At 35.8% G+C, this 16,222-nt stretch carries 15 protein-coding genes and 1 pseudogene; 4 read left to right on the forward strand and 12 right to left on the reverse strand.

Annotated features, from left to right (window positions below; translation table 11 throughout):
• Window positions 1-6: 6 nt before the first annotated feature.
• Window positions 7-1,287: a GntP family permease gene (locus tag ACRPLY_RS02005; protein ID WP_014460118.1), complete on the reverse strand. Its 1,281-nt coding sequence runs from the start codon at window positions 1,285-1,287 to the stop codon at window positions 7-9.
• A 337-nt stretch (window positions 1,288-1,624) separates the two neighbouring features.
• On the opposite strand from ACRPLY_RS02005, the gene ACRPLY_RS02010 reads away from it, so the two are divergent.
• A complete protein-coding gene (locus ACRPLY_RS02010) occupies window positions 1,625-2,224 on the forward strand; it encodes a DedA family protein (RefSeq protein WP_014460120.1) in 600 nt (199 codons plus the stop codon).
• A gap of 41 nt (window positions 2,225-2,265) precedes the next feature.
• Here the strand turns inward: ACRPLY_RS02010 and ACRPLY_RS02015 are convergent, their stop codons facing one another.
• The 3 genes from ACRPLY_RS02015 to ACRPLY_RS02025 all read right to left on the reverse strand — a co-directional run bounded on the left by ACRPLY_RS02015 (window position 2,266) and on the right by ACRPLY_RS02025 (window position 6,089).
• Window positions 2,266-3,573 carry a CitMHS family transporter gene (locus tag ACRPLY_RS02015; RefSeq protein ID WP_034266108.1) on the reverse strand — a complete coding sequence of 436 codons (1,308 nt, stop codon included), beginning with the start codon at window positions 3,571-3,573 and terminating at the stop codon, window positions 2,266-2,268.
• A gap of 198 nt (window positions 3,574-3,771) precedes the next feature.
• The gene (locus ACRPLY_RS02020) at window positions 3,772-4,479 is read right to left on the reverse strand and encodes a response regulator (RefSeq protein WP_098999322.1); all 708 of its coding nucleotides are present in this window, start codon (window positions 4,477-4,479) and stop codon (window positions 3,772-3,774) included.
• Window positions 4,476-6,089 carry an ATP-binding protein gene (locus ACRPLY_RS02025; protein ID WP_034266101.1) on the reverse strand — a complete coding sequence of 538 codons (1,614 nt, stop codon included), beginning with the start codon at window positions 6,087-6,089 and terminating at the stop codon, window positions 4,476-4,478. The genes ACRPLY_RS02020 and ACRPLY_RS02025 overlap by 4 nt, the downstream gene beginning before the upstream one ends.
• Before the next feature lie 206 nt (window positions 6,090-6,295).
• Between ACRPLY_RS02025 and ACRPLY_RS02030 the strand changes: the two genes are divergently transcribed.
• The 3 genes from ACRPLY_RS02030 to ACRPLY_RS02040 all read left to right on the forward strand — a co-directional run bounded on the left by ACRPLY_RS02030 (window position 6,296) and on the right by ACRPLY_RS02040 (window position 8,353).
• Window positions 6,296-7,066, forward strand: coding sequence for an SDR family NAD(P)-dependent oxidoreductase (locus ACRPLY_RS02030; protein WP_028413364.1), 771 nt, complete (start codon window positions 6,296-6,298; stop codon window positions 7,064-7,066).
• A 175-nt stretch (window positions 7,067-7,241) separates the two neighbouring features.
• Entirely contained in the window at window positions 7,242-7,382 is a 141-nt protein-coding gene (gene sspL / locus ACRPLY_RS02035) for a small, acid-soluble spore protein L (RefSeq protein WP_013057030.1), read from the forward strand.
• Between the two features lie 299 nt (window positions 7,383-7,681).
• Window positions 7,682-8,353, forward strand: a complete 672-nt coding sequence (locus tag ACRPLY_RS02040; protein ID WP_028413365.1) for an NAD(P)H-dependent oxidoreductase — start codon at window positions 7,682-7,684, stop codon at window positions 8,351-8,353.
• A 29-nt stretch (window positions 8,354-8,382) separates the two neighbouring features.
• Here the strand turns inward: ACRPLY_RS02040 and ACRPLY_RS02045 are convergent, their stop codons facing one another.
• From ACRPLY_RS02045 to ACRPLY_RS02080, 8 genes and pseudogenes are all read right to left on the reverse strand, one after another.
• Complete coding sequence (locus ACRPLY_RS02045; RefSeq protein ID WP_028413366.1) at window positions 8,383-8,670, reverse strand: hypothetical protein; 288 nt, start codon at window positions 8,668-8,670, stop codon at window positions 8,383-8,385.
• A gap of 115 nt (window positions 8,671-8,785) precedes the next feature.
• Window positions 8,786-9,004 (reverse strand): spore germination protein, encoded by a 219-nt coding sequence (locus ACRPLY_RS02050; RefSeq protein ID WP_028413367.1) that lies wholly within the window; start codon window positions 9,002-9,004, stop codon window positions 8,786-8,788.
• Between the two features lie 164 nt (window positions 9,005-9,168).
• Window positions 9,169-9,837 carry a fructose-6-phosphate aldolase gene (fsa, locus tag ACRPLY_RS02055; RefSeq protein ID WP_028413368.1) on the reverse strand — a complete coding sequence of 223 codons (669 nt, stop codon included), beginning with the start codon at window positions 9,835-9,837 and terminating at the stop codon, window positions 9,169-9,171.
• Window positions 9,838-10,113: 276 nt separating this feature from the next.
• A complete protein-coding gene (locus ACRPLY_RS02060; RefSeq protein WP_028413369.1) occupies window positions 10,114-10,854 on the reverse strand; it encodes a metallophosphoesterase family protein in 741 nt (246 codons plus the stop codon).
• 307 nt (window positions 10,855-11,161) lie between these two features.
• Window positions 11,162-12,760: pseudogene (locus ACRPLY_RS02065) on the reverse strand (M4 family metallopeptidase); the annotation flags it as partial.
• A gap of 606 nt (window positions 12,761-13,366) precedes the next feature.
• Complete coding sequence (locus tag ACRPLY_RS02070; RefSeq protein ID WP_028413371.1) at window positions 13,367-13,507, reverse strand: YjcZ family sporulation protein; 141 nt, start codon at window positions 13,505-13,507, stop codon at window positions 13,367-13,369.
• A 258-nt stretch (window positions 13,508-13,765) separates the two neighbouring features.
• Entirely contained in the window at window positions 13,766-13,978 is a 213-nt protein-coding gene (locus tag ACRPLY_RS02075) for a hypothetical protein (RefSeq protein ID WP_013083131.1), read from the reverse strand.
• 89 nt (window positions 13,979-14,067) lie between these two features.
• The gene (locus tag ACRPLY_RS02080) at window positions 14,068-16,155 is read right to left on the reverse strand and encodes a PAS domain S-box protein (protein ID WP_099330988.1); all 2,088 of its coding nucleotides are present in this window, start codon (window positions 16,153-16,155) and stop codon (window positions 14,068-14,070) included.
• Window positions 16,156-16,222 lie beyond the last annotated feature (67 nt).

Genomic DNA, 16,222 nt, shown 5'->3' on the forward strand with positions numbered 1-16,222 from the left:
CTGTTTTTAAATAATACCGGCTGCCGCTAATGCGACTCCTGCAAATAAAGCGATTGTCGGGATGATAAATGCAACAACAAATACGTCTTTATACGTTTCTTTATGCCGAAGACCAGTTACAGCTAATAGCGTTAACAACGCACCGTTATGCGGTAAAATAGATGCACCTGACGCAACGCTTGCAATACGGTGCAGAGCGTCAGCACTTAAATTCGTCGTTTGAGACAAGTGATACCACGTATCTCCTAATGCTTGAAGCGCAATACCCATACCACCGGATGCTGAACCCGTGATCATCGCTAGCACTTGAACGCTTAACGCTTCTGAAACGAGCGGATTACTCGAAATGTTTAGTAGTACGTGCGTGACATCTTTAAACTCTGGAACTGCTGTAATAACCGAGCCAAAGCCTACTGCTGCACTCGTGTTAATAACAGCCATTACGGATCCTTTTGCTCCTTCATTTATAGAAGAAATAAACGTCTTATAGTGTTTGAAATTAATAAGTAAAATAGAAAAAATACCAATTAATAATGATACGATAGGCTCCCATTTTAAAACGTTTAATGTCACGACAACGATAATCAGCGGTAAAATAGCTAACATTACATTCATCGAGTCCTGCTCTTCACTTGCGGCAACAGATGATTCATTAGGCTCAGTAAACCCTTGATTTTTAGCTTTTAATTTTTTATCGCGATAAGCTAACCATAAATAGCCTCCCACTGCCATAATAAGACCTGAGACAATTCCAATAATCGAACCGGACATTGCATTGGTTTTAAATGTAGCAGTCGGAATCAGATTTTGAATTTGAGGCGTACCTGGAATCGCTGTCATTGTAAATGTAAATGCTCCGAGTGCAATGGTTGCTGGCAGTAAATTTCGCGATACGTTAGCTTCTCGAAATAATGCGATTGCTAAAGGATAAATCGCAAAGACAACAACGAATAAACTGACTCCGCCGTATGTCAAAATGGCTGAAGCAATCAGCACCCCTAAAATGGCTCTTTTACTTCCAAACAATTTAGCAATGCGCTGCGCTAGCGACTTAGCTGCGCCTGTATCTTCCATTAGCTTTCCAAAGACGGCTCCTAATAAAAAGATGGGGAACCATTTTGCAGCGAAATCTACAAACCCTCCCATATACACATCTGTATAAGTAGGCAGTACTTTTAAACCGCTAAAATAAGCAACAAACGTAGCGACAACAGGTGCCACCCAGATAATAGACCATCCTAGATAAGCAAAAAACATCAACAATAACAATCCTACAATAATAACCACACGGTAACCTCCTTTCCTTTTAATACATATACATAATGGATTATTTCACAACACAACAAGTTTACACCCGTTAGTTTTATAAGTAAAATGAATAAAAGGAATCAAAACTATGAATAAAAGTCGTAGTTTATTTAAAAATCCACACTCAATTATTTTTTTTCTATAATTTCACTTTGAGTAGAAGCTATAAAATATACTTCCTTCTTTTTTCCTTGTACAAGCTAAGTTTTTTTCTGTTATATCCCGCGCTCTTCCTTTATTTTCTTTTCTCTTATAAGTTTTTCCGAACATATAGATGGGTATTTGAATGTTATGACACAGAAAAAGAGGCGATCTTATGCTACACTTCATAACAGACTTACTGAAACAATTTGGAATTTGGGGACTTTTAAGCGGACTGGCCATTGAGGCTTCCTCCCTGCCGTTTCCTGGTTCTCTTCTCACCCTTACCTACGGATACTTATTAAACATGCACATAGTGAAATTATTATTAATCGCTCTTGCAGGAAGCGCCGTTTATACAGCTTTTAGCTTTATACCGTATGGGATAGGCTATAAATTAGAAGATAAGGTAAAGAAAAAATTATCAAAAAAGAAAAAAGCATTTGAGAAATCGCAAAAATGGTTTAAAAAATGCGGATTATGGAGTATTGCGATTGCTCGTCCTTTAGGGCTCGGCAACTACATTTCTTACCTTTCAGGGCTATCTAAAGTAAAACCTATGCCGTTTGCTCTGCTCACATTTCTTGGTATCTTTCCTTTGAATATTGCCATGCTTTGGCTAGGACAAATCGGAAACTTTAAGTCCATTCAGTCTTTTATCTCAGATGCACAAACTTATATTCTAATTGCAGCGGTAGTGGCTGTATGCGGATTTTTAATTTATAAGTTCTATTTTAAAAAGAGCAGCTGCAGCGAACAGTCTAGTTCAACTTAAGATTAAGAATATAAAAAAAGACCCCTCGGGGTCTTTTTTTATTAAATAGAAATAACACCTAAGATTAATGCAGCTAGTGTCATCACCGCCGTAGTTCCTAGCGCCCACTTAATTAAAAATCGTTGCAAATCACTAAATTCAATTCCTACCATTCCAATTAATAAGTGAGCTGCTGCTACCAAGGGACTTATCACGTGAACAGGTTGTCCTAAGATAGCAGCTCTTCCAATTTCAGCTGCGCTAATGCCATAACTTTCGGCAGCTTGAGCAATAATCGGCAATACGCCAAAATAAAAAGCATTATTAGACATAAAAAATGTAAAAGGAGCACTTAAAAATGCTACTACAACTGGCAAAAAAGGGCCCATTGCATCTGGAATTATTCCTACAAGTGTATTTGCCATAGCATCAATCATCTTTGTTCCAGACATAATTCCTGTAAAAATACCTGCTGCAATAACAATTGAAACGACGGCTACCGCATTATTTGCATGAGATGAAATTCGCTGCTGTTGATCTTTGATGTTTGGATAATTTATTAGTAATGCAATAGCGAATGCTACCATGAACAAAAGCATCAGCGACATGAAGTCCATAATTAAGCACACCATAAGACTAACGGTAAGCAGAAAATTAAACCATACTAACTTAGGACGTCGATAGTCTGAATATTGCACTGTTCCCTCTACTTCATGTGCGTGTGCAATTTCATTTGCAGAATGTTTAATATTGATAACTCCTAATCTTTTTCTTTCCCTTCTTCCAAGTACAACAGAAACAAACAGCACCCATAGAAGCCCAAAACCCATTACAGGTATCAAAGGCAAAAACAACTGAGATGAATCCAAATTTAATGAACTCATAGCCATAGCAGAAGCACCTCCCCACGGAGTCATATTCATAACTCCCATAGATAGCATCGCTACTCCTGCAAGGATAAGTGGATTCATTTCTAAGCGTTTATATAGCGGAAGCAAAGAAGAAACCGTTATCATATATGTAGTAGTTCCATCCCCATCTAAAGCAACCATCATTGAAAGCACAGCAGTTCCTACAACGATTTTTAGAGGATCTCCTTTTACAACCTTTAAAATGAATGAAACAAGAGGGTCAAACAATCCTGAATCAATCATCAACCCAAAATATAAAATAGCAAATAAAATCATAATAGCTGTAGGCGCAATGTCTTTTACACCCTCGAGCATCATAGGTCCCATTCCACTAGCAAAACCGCCTATTAGACCAAATATGATGGGGATAATGATAAGAGCAACCATTGGGGTAAGTCGTTTTGACATAATTAAATACATGAAGACTGCAACCATTAAAAATCCTAATAAAGAAAGCACAGATATTTTTCCTCCTTTTTTGATAACGTTTTCATTTTTATTTGCTACACGTTACTAAAAAGGTATCACTTGTTGAAGCTGGTTCATAGATAACCAACATAAGTTTAATATCTTTTATAAAAGTAATTTTTTTCATTTTTTTCATGCATCATTTCTACATAAAAACGAGATAGCGGATAAAAACCCACTATCTCGTTTTTATGTAAGATTAGTTACTCGATATTTCCGTTCGGGCCTCCCTACACTTCCATACACTATTTCAACCTGCATTTCCTTACACGATACTAAATACTCTAAATACCTTCTCATTGTTGAATAACTGATACCGACTAATTGAGCAAACTCATCTACATTCAAGCTTTCCTGAACTTTGCAAACTTTATCTCTTACCAAACGAAGAGTATGTTTATCAATACCTTTAGGAAATGCTGTTACTGCAGCCGCTGATTGATTGCGGCGACTATGATGTGTTCTAAATAAATGGTCTATTTTGTCTTGATTAATCATTTTATTTTCAGTTAATTCTATTCTCGTAGACTGATAATGTTTTAAAGTAGATAAAAATTTATCAATAATTACAGGTTTCACCAAATAACCAAACGCTCCGCCTCTTATTGCTTCTCCTACTGTTTCAACATCATTGGCTGCCGTTATTAAAATAATGTCGATTCCTCGATACTTCTTTCTAATTTCCCATAGCAGTTCTACTCCATTGATATCTGGCAAAAAGACATCTAATAAAATTAATTGCGGTGTAAATATTGTCAGTAATTCTAAAGCCTGTTCTCCAGATCCTGCTGTCGCAACAACAGTGAAATGCTCTAGTTTCTTAGTAAATTGTTCATAAATTTGTGCAGCTGTAGAATCATCTTCTATAATCATGACATTAATTTGATTTTCAGTCATATCGATTCTTCCTTTTCATTATTTAATAGCTTTGGGATAACTAATGTGAATCTTGCTCCCTGTAACATACTTTTGCTTATGTATAGTTCACCTTTAAGCAACTCTACAGATCTTTTAACAATGGTCAATCCAATCCCGTGATTTTCACCTTTTTTCGTTGTGTAACCATCTATAAAAATCATATTTTCTACTTCTTTTGATATCCCTTGTCCATTGTCTTCAACTTCAAAAATCAGGTCGTTTCCTACATCTGTAAAAGATACTAGCACGTTCCCTTTATGTTCTCGCACAGCCTCGAGCGCATTATCAATTAAATTCCCCAAGATGGAAACAACGTTTTTTGCCTCTTCGATATCTAAAGTACTTGTTAAGTTACTATCTTGATCAATTTCTAAAGTGACGTCTAATTCTTTCGAACGATTGATTTTCCCAAGTAAGCAGGCAGCAATCAAAGGATCCTTCACAGAAGACATTAAAAAAGAAAGAATATCTTGGCGTTCCTTTACCTCTGATGAAATCATTTGCATGACATGCTCATATTTCTTTAACCTTAATAACCCGTAAATCACGTTCAGCTTATTTAAAAATTCGTGATTTTGAGCGCGTAAATTATCAGAGAACATTTTAATTTTAGAAATCTCTTCAGTCAATTCTTCAATTTGTGATAAAGTTCTTATGGTAAGAACGATACCTTGCACTTCTTTTTTTCTTACAATAGGAGATAAGTCTAAAATATACTGCTGACCATCTAGTAGAAGGGATTGGTTAGAATACACGCATTGCTCTTCTATTGCTTGATCAATTAGCTGTCCTAAACGGGTGTTCTTTATCTCTCCTCCTATTGCTAAATGAAGGTTATCAAAGAGCTCTCTAGCCCTTCTATTCATCGACGTTACATATTTTTCGACATTTACAGTAACAGTAGCATCTCGAATAGATTCAAGGGTAGCCTCTTTTTCTTTAAAAAGAAAGGAAATTTCCTCTGGTTCCAGTCCAAATATTAGTCTTTTTACCCGCCTTGCAATAAAGAAAGCCCCAAATGCTCCAATAAGAAAAGGAATACAGGACAATTTAATAATTTTTATTCTATAATCATTAATCTGTTTTTCTATATTGCTTACAAGAAACCCTACCGAAGAAACACCTATAACGTTTCCTTGGCTATCCCATATGGGGGTTTTGGCTTTAATTGCAAATCCTGAAATTCCTTTTCCTTTATAAATAATGGATTGATGCTTCTTTAAAGAAGCTTCATTGCTTGTTTTGGTATGTTTTCCAATGTAACTACTATTGGGATGAGAATAGCGTATTCCTTTATCATTGGCGATGGTGACATAATCTGCCCCTGTGGTTTTTCTTATTTTTTCAGCAACAGGTTGGATGTGCTCAGAAGGATTTTTCTGCTTAAAAGCTTTTACAATCATTTTATCTTCAGAAGCTAATTTTGCTACTGTCATAGCTTGATTACCTACATATTTTTCGACAATTTCATCTACCATTGCAGAAAATAAGATGCATACAAGGACGGTACTAACAAGAATAACTACAGTGATGAGTAATGTAATTTGGGCAAGTAAGCTAAGTCTTCTATTCACGTAAAGAGAACGCATACATTCCTCCTTTTAAGGAATTAATAATGAAATAAAATACCGTCTTTTGTTTTAAGTTTAGCATAAAAAAAAGGAAGTTTAGCACCAAACTTCAAATGTTTATAATCAGACTGATAAAGGGAAAAATAAATCGAATAAACGCTTGACTTAAAGTATACTTTAACAATTATAATCAATTCGAAAACATCGCAAATGGAGGAATTAACATGAAATATACAGTAATCACTGGCGCAAGTTCGGGAATTGGATATGAAACAGCTTTAGCTTTCGCAGCGCGCGGAAAAAACCTTATATTAGCTGCACGTAGAGAGGACAAGCTGGATGAGTTAAAAGAAAAGATTGAAAAACTGAACCAAGATGTAAATGTTATTATCCAGTCGGTTGATTTATCCGTGGCAGAAAATGCTCACACGTTTTATGAGTCGCTTAAAGAATATGAGTTAGAAACATGGATTAACAATGCTGGATTTGGAAACTTTGCTTCTGTCGGTGAACAAAAATTAACTAAAATTGAAACAATGCTTCACTTAAATATCGAAGCCTTAACCATTCTTTCTTCTCTATTTGTAAGAGATTATGAAAATGTTGAAGGTACACAGCTTATTAATGTCTCTTCTGGAGGCGGCTACACCATTGTTGCTGATGCAGTCACTTATTGCGCAACAAAATTCTATGTAAGTGCATTTACAGAAGGTCTTTCTCAAGAATTGAAAGGAAGAGGATCAAAAATGCAGGCTAAAGTTCTAGCTCCAGCGGCTACTGAAACAGAATTTGCACAGCGTTCGATGGATATGAGTGATTTTGAATACGAAGGACGAGTACCTAAGTTTCATACGTCAAAAGAAATGGCTGCTTTTATGCTGGACCTTTATGATAGCAATAAAACGGTAGGACTTGTAGATGGCGTGACTTACGAATTTCAATTAAAAGATCCTATCTATCCATATGCAGACAGAGCGACAAGTTCAGATTCTTAAACAGAAAAGCACCCTTTTAGGGGTGTTTTTTTATGGACTCTTGAATGGGTATCTTGTTTATGTGATGAAAATGCTTAAAGATAGTCGTGTTCAAACTCGACTTATACTTGCACTCTTTATTTCCTGATTTTTGTTTCACTTTTTTGCACATACTAACCGAACGGAGGTGACGAAAATGGGTACAAAAAAATCTGCTAACCGAGGTCAAGTAGCTCCTGGTGTTAACCCTCAAGGGCACGGAAAAGATGTTGAATTTTCAACAGAACCGAAAAGTGAACTTGAAAACAAAGCGAAAAAATCAAATACAAAAATTTAACTAAAAAGGAGAAGGTTCCTCTTCTCCTTTCTCCCCCTCTTAACTGCTTTCCTACATACACTCCCCAGGTCGTTTACTTCTTTCTGCTTCTTATAAAACTGTATCAATAGTATAAAAAAGTATACTATACAACAAAAATGTGCGTACTTGTTAGGATGAATTATATGATTTATGATAAATCTGCAAACGGATTTTACGACAAATTGTATGTTAACTGACTGTTAGTTGTAAGCTATACAGGGTATAGATTACTCTGAACAGTTCATCATTAAATATTTTTACAGAAAGGTTGTTTACACATGAACAATACAGATAAGAAACAAGAAATTTTAGACGCATTTAACTTTCGTCATGCTACAAAAGAGTTTGATCCAGCGAAGAAAATTTCCGATGAAGATTTCCAATTCATTTTAGAAACGGGGCGTTTATCTCCAAGCTCAGTAGGTTACGAGCCGTGGAAATTTTTAGTCGTTGAAAATGAAGATTTAAAAGAAAAATTAAAAGCTGTTTCTTGGGGAGCACAAGGCCAAATTCCTACAGCAAGTCATTTTGTTATTATTCTTTCTCGTACAGACGCAAGATATGACTCTGAATATGTGTTAAATCTTCAGAAAAACGTAAAAGAAATGCCGGAGGATGTATTAGAGACATTAATGCCTCGCTACAAAGAGTTCCAAGAAAATGATTTTCACTTGTTCGAAAGCAAGCGAGCACTATTTGATTGGGCCAGCAAACAATCTTATATTGCACTAGCTAATATGATGACATCAGCTGCTCAAATTGGCATTGATTCTTGCCCAATTGAAGGGTTTAACTATGACCAAGTACATGAAATTCTAAAAGAAGAAGGATTACTAGAAGACGGCAAGTTTGATGTTTCTGTTATGGTTGCGTTCGGCTACCGTATTCACGAACCTAAACGCGAAAAAACAAGAAGAAGTATGGATCAAGTTGTACAGTGGATCAAATAATAAACCAAAAAAAGAAGAGGTGACGTTGCTCACCTCTTCTTTTTTATATCTTTATATGCTGCTATAAAATCACCAGGATCGGTGTGTATGGTATAAGCGAACATTCCTTGATTTGTATGTAAGTATAAAAAGCCGCTTTCTTTTGAAACGCATTTGTAAGAGATGTCAAATACGCTGTTAATGTGAAAGGACTCATTCTCTGTTTCAATATTATCAGTATATAAGCACATGTCTTTTGAATGCTGAATCGTCACTTTTTTTGTTCGTTTTATTTTTCTTTCAACGTATGTATAAGGAATCATAGAAATAATGCTCATAGCACAGCTCCCCTTCTTTATGAATATTTTCCTTTTGGAGCATAAAATATCTCGTTAACAAAACTCTATCACTTACCAAAAAACAATTCCAGAAATACTCTTTCTGGAATTGTTTTTAAGATTGTTGCTCTTTATTTTCTTCATCTTTGCAAAAGTCGATATTACTGTTTGTCATAGAGGCAATAGCAGGAGAGCCATTTCCAAACGAAAAACAAGCTCCTACCGATTTTGTATTGGCCGTGTGACTATTTTGTACAACACAGCCTACGCTTACATTTGAATTGTCTTTTAACCCGTTAGTCACGATATTCTCAATGTTAATAATACATCCCATTTTACCACCTCTTTCGTTTCTATTAACGTATGTCATCTCTGTATATATGTATAGGATGTTCGCCTATTAATGATAAGTTGTTTGCTGCAAAATAGAAAAAAAGAATCTTCGTATACCCTTTAAATAGAGAAGACACTCAAATGATGTCTTCTCCTTAAGTGAATTTAACTTTTCACAGCTTTTTCCCAGTCTGATGCAAACTTTTCAATTCCTTGTTCTGTTAACGGGTGTTTTACTAATTGTTCAATTACAGCATACGGAATGGTCGCAATATGAGCCCCAGCAAGAGCTACTCGTGTGACGTGATCTGGGTGTCTGACTGACGCTGCTATAATTTGTGAGTCAATGTGTTGAATTCGAAATAGCTCGGCAATTCGAGATACCAGATACACACCGTCTTCTGAAATATCATCTAAGCGTCCTAAAAATGGCGATACGTATGTCGCACCAGCACGGGCTGCTAGAAGCGCTTGATTCACTGTAAAAATTAACGTTACGTTTGTTTTCACGCCTTTTTTAGCTAGATAACGGGTTGCTTCCAATCCAGCAATGGTCATAGGAAGTTTAATTGTTATATTTTTGTCTCCTCCGTTAATTTTTATAAGCTTTTCTGCTTGCGCAATCATGTCTTCTGCTGTTACTGTGTCGGGTGTGACTTCTGCTGAAACGGATTCTACTTCCGGGACGGTTTTTAAAATTTCTTCGATGCGATCTTCAAACTTTACGCCTTCTTTAGCTACTAGCGAAGGGTTTGTGGTAACACCTGATAATACCCCGATTTTATATGCTTTTTTAATATCTTCCAGGTTAGCTGTATCAATAAAAAATTTCATCATGTATTCCTCCACTCGTTATGTTAAAACCAGCTTTTCAGGGGCATTTTTGCATAACTTTATGTTCAAATGGAATTGCCCTCTTCATATTGTCTTCATAAAATAAAATTTATTTCCTTTCAAATGCTGTATGTTTTTCTCCAAGTTTTCCCTTCTTTAAACTCACCTGAATAACTTCTATTTGTATGTATCATACTAATGATGTTGAAAAACCTCTCATTTACTCAACTAAAAAACCTCCAGCATTTATGCTGAAGGTTAAGATACATTCTACTCTTAATTTTTTAGTCCTCTATAGCGAGCTGTTTTTAATTCTTGAACGTAGGGTTCAAAGTCCGGCATCTCTACAGCTCTCGCCAATTCGATTGCTTTTTCAATATCGTATGGAATACGCACAAATTGAATAGAAAATGCTGAAGGACTTTCGCCTTGATCCTTTCCTTCTAAGATAAGATAGGAAGCTTGTGGTAAATCAAGCGGGTTTCCTACACTTCCTACATTACACAGCGTTTTCCCTTTAATATGTTGAATAAATGCATTATGTACATCTCCGTAACAGATGACATCCGGTTCTCTTGATCCTTTTATATTTTCCGTATATTCCGTATTAGCAAATAGACTAAGGCGCTTTTCAAGTGAATCCCAGGGTTGAATTCGGTCATAAAGACTTCTAGGTGAAGCGTGAAACATTCTAATTAATTTCCCGCTCATCATAAACTCAACAGAAAAAGGAAGTTCCTTTAAGTATGCTTCTTGGTTTGAACTTAACTTCTCTTGATGCCATTTTAACGCTTCAAATTCCGCAGGCTTTGTAATGAAATCATCCCAGTTTCCCATTACTGTTACTTCGCACTTTTCTTTTATGATATCAATTGCTTTACTTGAATCCGGGCCTTTTCCTACTAAATCACCTAGACAAATGATGCGATGGATATCTCGTTGTTGTATGTCAGCTAAAACTGCTTCTAATGCAGGGAGATTTCCGTGGATATCTGAAATAACAGCAATTTTGTCCATTGATTCCTCCACTCCTTTTTCATATGTATGTATTCAAGCCTTTTCTTTATTATAACATTTTATGATAAGACCGTTTACTAAAACGGGTCCTCTTCATTTAACAAACAACGGTATAATTCGAATGGAGATAAAAGGGAGGAATAAGAAGTGGATTTTTATGGATTGGAAAGAAATCTATCTTCCTTATTTATTAACATAAAATAAAGGAGTACTGTAATATATTTATACGAGTACTCCTTTATTGGTAGTTAGGTAGTATAGAGAGTCGCCAGATACCTCATTTATCTTGCGACTTTTGGTTTATAGCTTATTGAACACCAACTGCGTCAAATGACTTGCCTACTGAAATTACTTCTTGAGAGCCTGAACCGTATAGATCAGCAGCAGCTTGTACTAAACCTGCACGCGCTTGGCTGAACGTTGTAGACTGAGTGAAGTATAGCGTATTGGCACGGTAATAAATTTTTCCTAGCTTATCTCCGCCGATGCCTGTTACAGTAACTCCGTAATGAGTTCCTCCGTTAGCTAGCAAGTAGGCAGCTTTGTTGATAATACCGCTATTTGTATGAACCCCGCCGTTGTCACTAGAACCTGTATAGCGCTTTGAATAATGATCCGGATCTCCATATTTCGCTGGGTTGCTCATTGAACGAAGTGCATCGCCGCTTGTTCCAGGCGTATAAATATCCTCTCCAATTTCCCAATCTGGATTTCGGTTGTCATAGTATTCTACCAACGTTCCGAAAATATCGGAAATCGCTTCGTTTAATGCACCTGATTCATATTGATAGATTAAATTAGAACTTCTTTCTGTCACCGCATGCGTCAATTCATGTCCGATAACATCTAATCCTCCTGATAGCGGAACAAAAGTAGTTCCATCTCCATCTCCATATACCATTTGAGAGCCATTCCAAAACGCATTGTTGTAGCCGCTGCTATAATGAACAGTCGATTTTAGCGGAGCTCCTGCATTGTCATAGGAGTTGCGGTTAAATTTGTTTTTATAATAATCATATGTCACGCCTGCATAATAGTGAGCATCTACTGCAGCTGCATCGCGAGTTGCATTGTACGTATTATCGGTATCGGCCCATAGCGTACCCGGAAGAGATGTGCGATTTTTTGCATCGTACGTATAGATTGTAGCGCCTCTTGTATTATCTTGTAAGTAGTAAGTAGAACTAGATAACGTTGTCTTTAAGGATTTAGTATCTCCAAGAACTCCTTTACCTGAGCCAATAACATTTGTGCCTGTTACAGGTTTCGCTGCCGGCTTTGCCACTTGCTTCACGTCGGCTTTTGGACCAGCTACGGAATCAATTGTATTGTACTTATCCAGTACTTTACCGCTAGTAGCATCAACAAAGTAATAATAGTTGCCTGGTTCAGGATTTAAGAAATTTAAATTTACTACATAAGCATATGTAGTGTCTGAACCATTTTGATAAATATACAGTTCAGATGAAGGAGATTTTTCATACGTCGGCTTAAAGCCTAAGTCTTTTTCAGCTACTTGAATCGCCTTTTTGCTGTCAAGTTGCTTTTGGCCTTTTAGCTTTTCCTTTTTATCTAAATCAGGAGCTACTGTACCTGATACAACTTTTAAGGTTCCATCTTTCGCTACGTGTGCTAATTGAGTAGATCCCCAAACGGGAATATTATTATATACTTGCTGCAAGCGTACCACGGTTGCTTGTTCAATAGGATCTTTCACCACTTCTGTCACTTTAAATGAGTTTTGAGCATTTTCGTTTCCTAATTTATATTTGTCTTTATTTGTATTCATATAGTGAAATACGACGTCTTGAGCCTTCTGCGATGACGGGCCCGAGAGCTTTCCGGAAATAAACTCAGGAGATTTAATTTCTTTGTTATACTTTTCAGTTGAAAGTACATTGTTTGGCGCAGCACTGCTCGTATGTGCAAAAGCAAATGATGAAGAAAGAATACCAACTGATAATAATACCTTTAAAGCCTGTTTTTTCTTTTTCATAGTTTTTTTCTCCCTATCCCTAGTAAATTTAATTACCTCAATCTTTCTGTTAATTGCGATAATTAGCAACATTATAGCAACTAAAAATTACTACGTCTATATATTATTTTAATATTCCTATTATTATGAAAATTAAAAATAAGTCCTCTGCAATAAGTCTTTTTTACCTATTTAAACTATATGAAAATCATTTATGTTGATTTTCATACAAGTAAAATAATTCTTCTAGTCAGCTGATAAAAACTAGTAGGATAGGTAGCGTTATTCGTTCTTACTGTCAGCTCTATGAAGCATTTTACAAAAATTACTTATAAGGAAAATTATAAATTTCAGACCATTTTTTCGGCTTAAATATACTCTTCCTCTTCATTTTTTTATTTTTTTAATCTATTAATTAAATTTTTTATATGTTTTTTATGTACGTGCACAACATTATTTTATTATAGTACTGTACTTCTTATGAACGTAAAAAAGCACGAATCTACTAAAATCTTTGTAAATCCGTGCTTTTTCTGTTTATTTCAAGCATACACAACCAACGATAACTAATAAAACAAATAGTACAACGATTAATGCAAAACCGCCACCGTAATTACCGTAGCCGCCGTAACCGCCGTAGCCATAACCACCGCCGTAACCCCAGTTACAAAATCCCATTTCACTTCACCTCCGTAGCCTGTTTACTCTATAGCATATGTACAGGCTAGAAAAAATGCTCGCCCATTTATCGCCCTTTTATAACGATAAAAAAGAAATTGAGACATAATGAAATCACTCCAATCAACCGCTAGAAGCAACCAGCTAGATTAAACCCATGTTCGCCATAACAAAAAAAATCCGAACGATAAATCGTTCGGATTTCCCTTCAACTAAACTGCTTTTGTCACAGCCTCTTTTAAGATAACAAATATTAACTTATTTACTTTTAGAAGCTTGTTCTTTAAAGCGAAGTATGTAATACGGAACAATACAAATAACCGCCAAAACGAGAGCCGTTAAGCTGACTATGCGGGGATTATTAAGCCCGAAAGAATAGTCTCCAAAAGATGCTCCAATTGCAATAATAGCAAAAATAATATACAGAATACGAAATATGTTAATCCACTTTTTCTGTTTAATCGTAACCACTCCTTTGCTTATTTTACTCCAACATAGAATATTATAACTTTACTAAACAACTTGTTGCAAAATTTCTTCTGCCTTTAACTGATTACCTTTTATTTTAACGGTAAACAAATTTCCACATTCGTCCCTTTGTTTACTTCACTTTCAATACTAAGAGTTCCTTTATGCTGCTGGATAATATTAAAGCAGATCATTAACCCTAACCCAATACCGTCTTCTTTAATACTGTAAAATGGTTCACCTAAATGTTTAATGCGATCTTTTGAAATTCCTACACCTTCATCAATAATTTGAATATGAAGGTGATTGCTGTCTTTTTGTCTCAGCTCAACTTTAATTTCGCCTCCGGAAGGCATTGCTTCAATCGCATTTTTAAGAATATTTATAAACACCTGTTTCATTTGATTGCTTTCACAATATACAAGAGGCAATTCTCCATATGAGTGAAGTTCAATAAAAATGTTTTTCATGGTTGCTTGAGGCTGCAGCAATAAAATCACTTGTTGAATTAACAGCTGCAAATCAATCGACTGAAATGTTACAGCCTGTGGTTTTGCCACAGACATGAATTCATCTGTAATCATTTCAATACGCTCAATTTCAGAGGATATAATGTTCATATAGGTTAACTCTTCTTTACTCGCTTTTTCAGTTAATAGCTGCATAAACCCTTTGATGGCCGTTAAAGGATTCCTAATTTCATGAGCAATAGCTGTAGCAAGCTGACCGACCGCTGCTAATTTCTCAGATTTCTGCAACAGCTCTTCTGTTTCTAGGTATTCTGTCCTGTCTCTTGAAACAATAAGAAGCACTTTTTTGTTTTCTATATTGAACAATTTCCCACTATATTCTAGTTTTTTTACTTCTCCAGACTTAAATGTAAACTGTGATTGCAGCGTGAAAGAAAGATTTCCTTGGCGAATTTCTTCAACCGTTTTTCGAACAATGTCAGAATCTCTAGGTATAATATCTTGGCATGGCATGGATAAAAGCTCTTCTCTCGTATATCCAAAGCGCTTACATCCAGCTTCATTTACTTCGATAAAACGAGAAGGAAAATGATTAGAACCTATTTCAAGTAAATAAATTGCGTCGTTTGCATATTCAAATAACGTTCGATATTTCAACTCACTTTCCTTAAGCTTACGATGCAGCAAGTCAAGCTCTTTTCTCGCTTTTTTAGCCTCAGATATATCCACACATACTCCAGACAAACCTATTAACTCATCTTTCCCATTAAAAATTGGCGAAATAGTGATGCGAAGATCTACTAAACTTCCGTCTTTACGAGCTCTTACAACTTCTACTCGATTGATTGCCTCTTTTTCAGCAACCGTCTTTTTTATATTCTCATGTACGTCCTCACTAAAAGCCCCTGCTATTTCGTAATATGTTTTCCCAACTACTTCGTGGGCTTTCCAGCCATATACTTTTTCGTAGGCTTCATTAACTCGCAAGATCCGCCCTTCTAAATCAGTTATGATCACCGCATCCATGTGATGATTAATAAAAGACTCCAGCTGTTCTTTCGTATATTCCAGTTCTTTTTTCATTATTCTGACAAAAAAAGAATCTTCTTCATCCTTACATGAATCTGATCCAGCATAAGCAGCTTCTTCTGCTACAGCGTAAAATTTACGATAAAATTCTATCGTCGCTACAGCTACTCCCAGTCCGAGAATTCCGAACACTAAATATTCTATTTCGCTATAAAACGGCGACTGAATAGGTGTATTCCAGAAGTAATTCGTCAGTAAGACATGAACGATAAAATGAATAAAAAAACAAAGAAGAGATTGTTTTAATAAAGAAAACTGCTTTCTATATCGAATAAGAGGAAGGGAAAATAAAAAGGTAAAGATTAAAATTAAGATAGTCAGTAACCAATGACTTTCTAAATAGATACTGCACACAGCCATAGTGATACCTGCAACTGCACCGGCTCTATAACCAAAGTATAGAACGGTCAAAATAAGAGGAAGAAAACGTAAATCATATGTAATCTGTTGATACGTAACGCTATATATCATAAGAATAGCAGAAACAATACTTGCATAAATACCACTCATCCATTTGTATTTATGGGCTAGACGCTGCAGCAAAAATATTCGTATCGCAATCATAATGCTGACAAAAAACGAAAAAATACATAAGTTAACAAATAATCCGCTACTAATCACTCCTTCTATTCCTCCTTTACTTGTAAATATGCGTGAAATAATTCCCTTATATAGAGAGTGTAACATG

It is taken from the genome of Priestia sp. TGN 0903 (assembly GCF_050846855.1).
Classification (GTDB): domain Bacteria; phylum Bacillota; class Bacilli; order Bacillales; family Bacillaceae_H; genus Priestia; species Priestia zanthoxyli.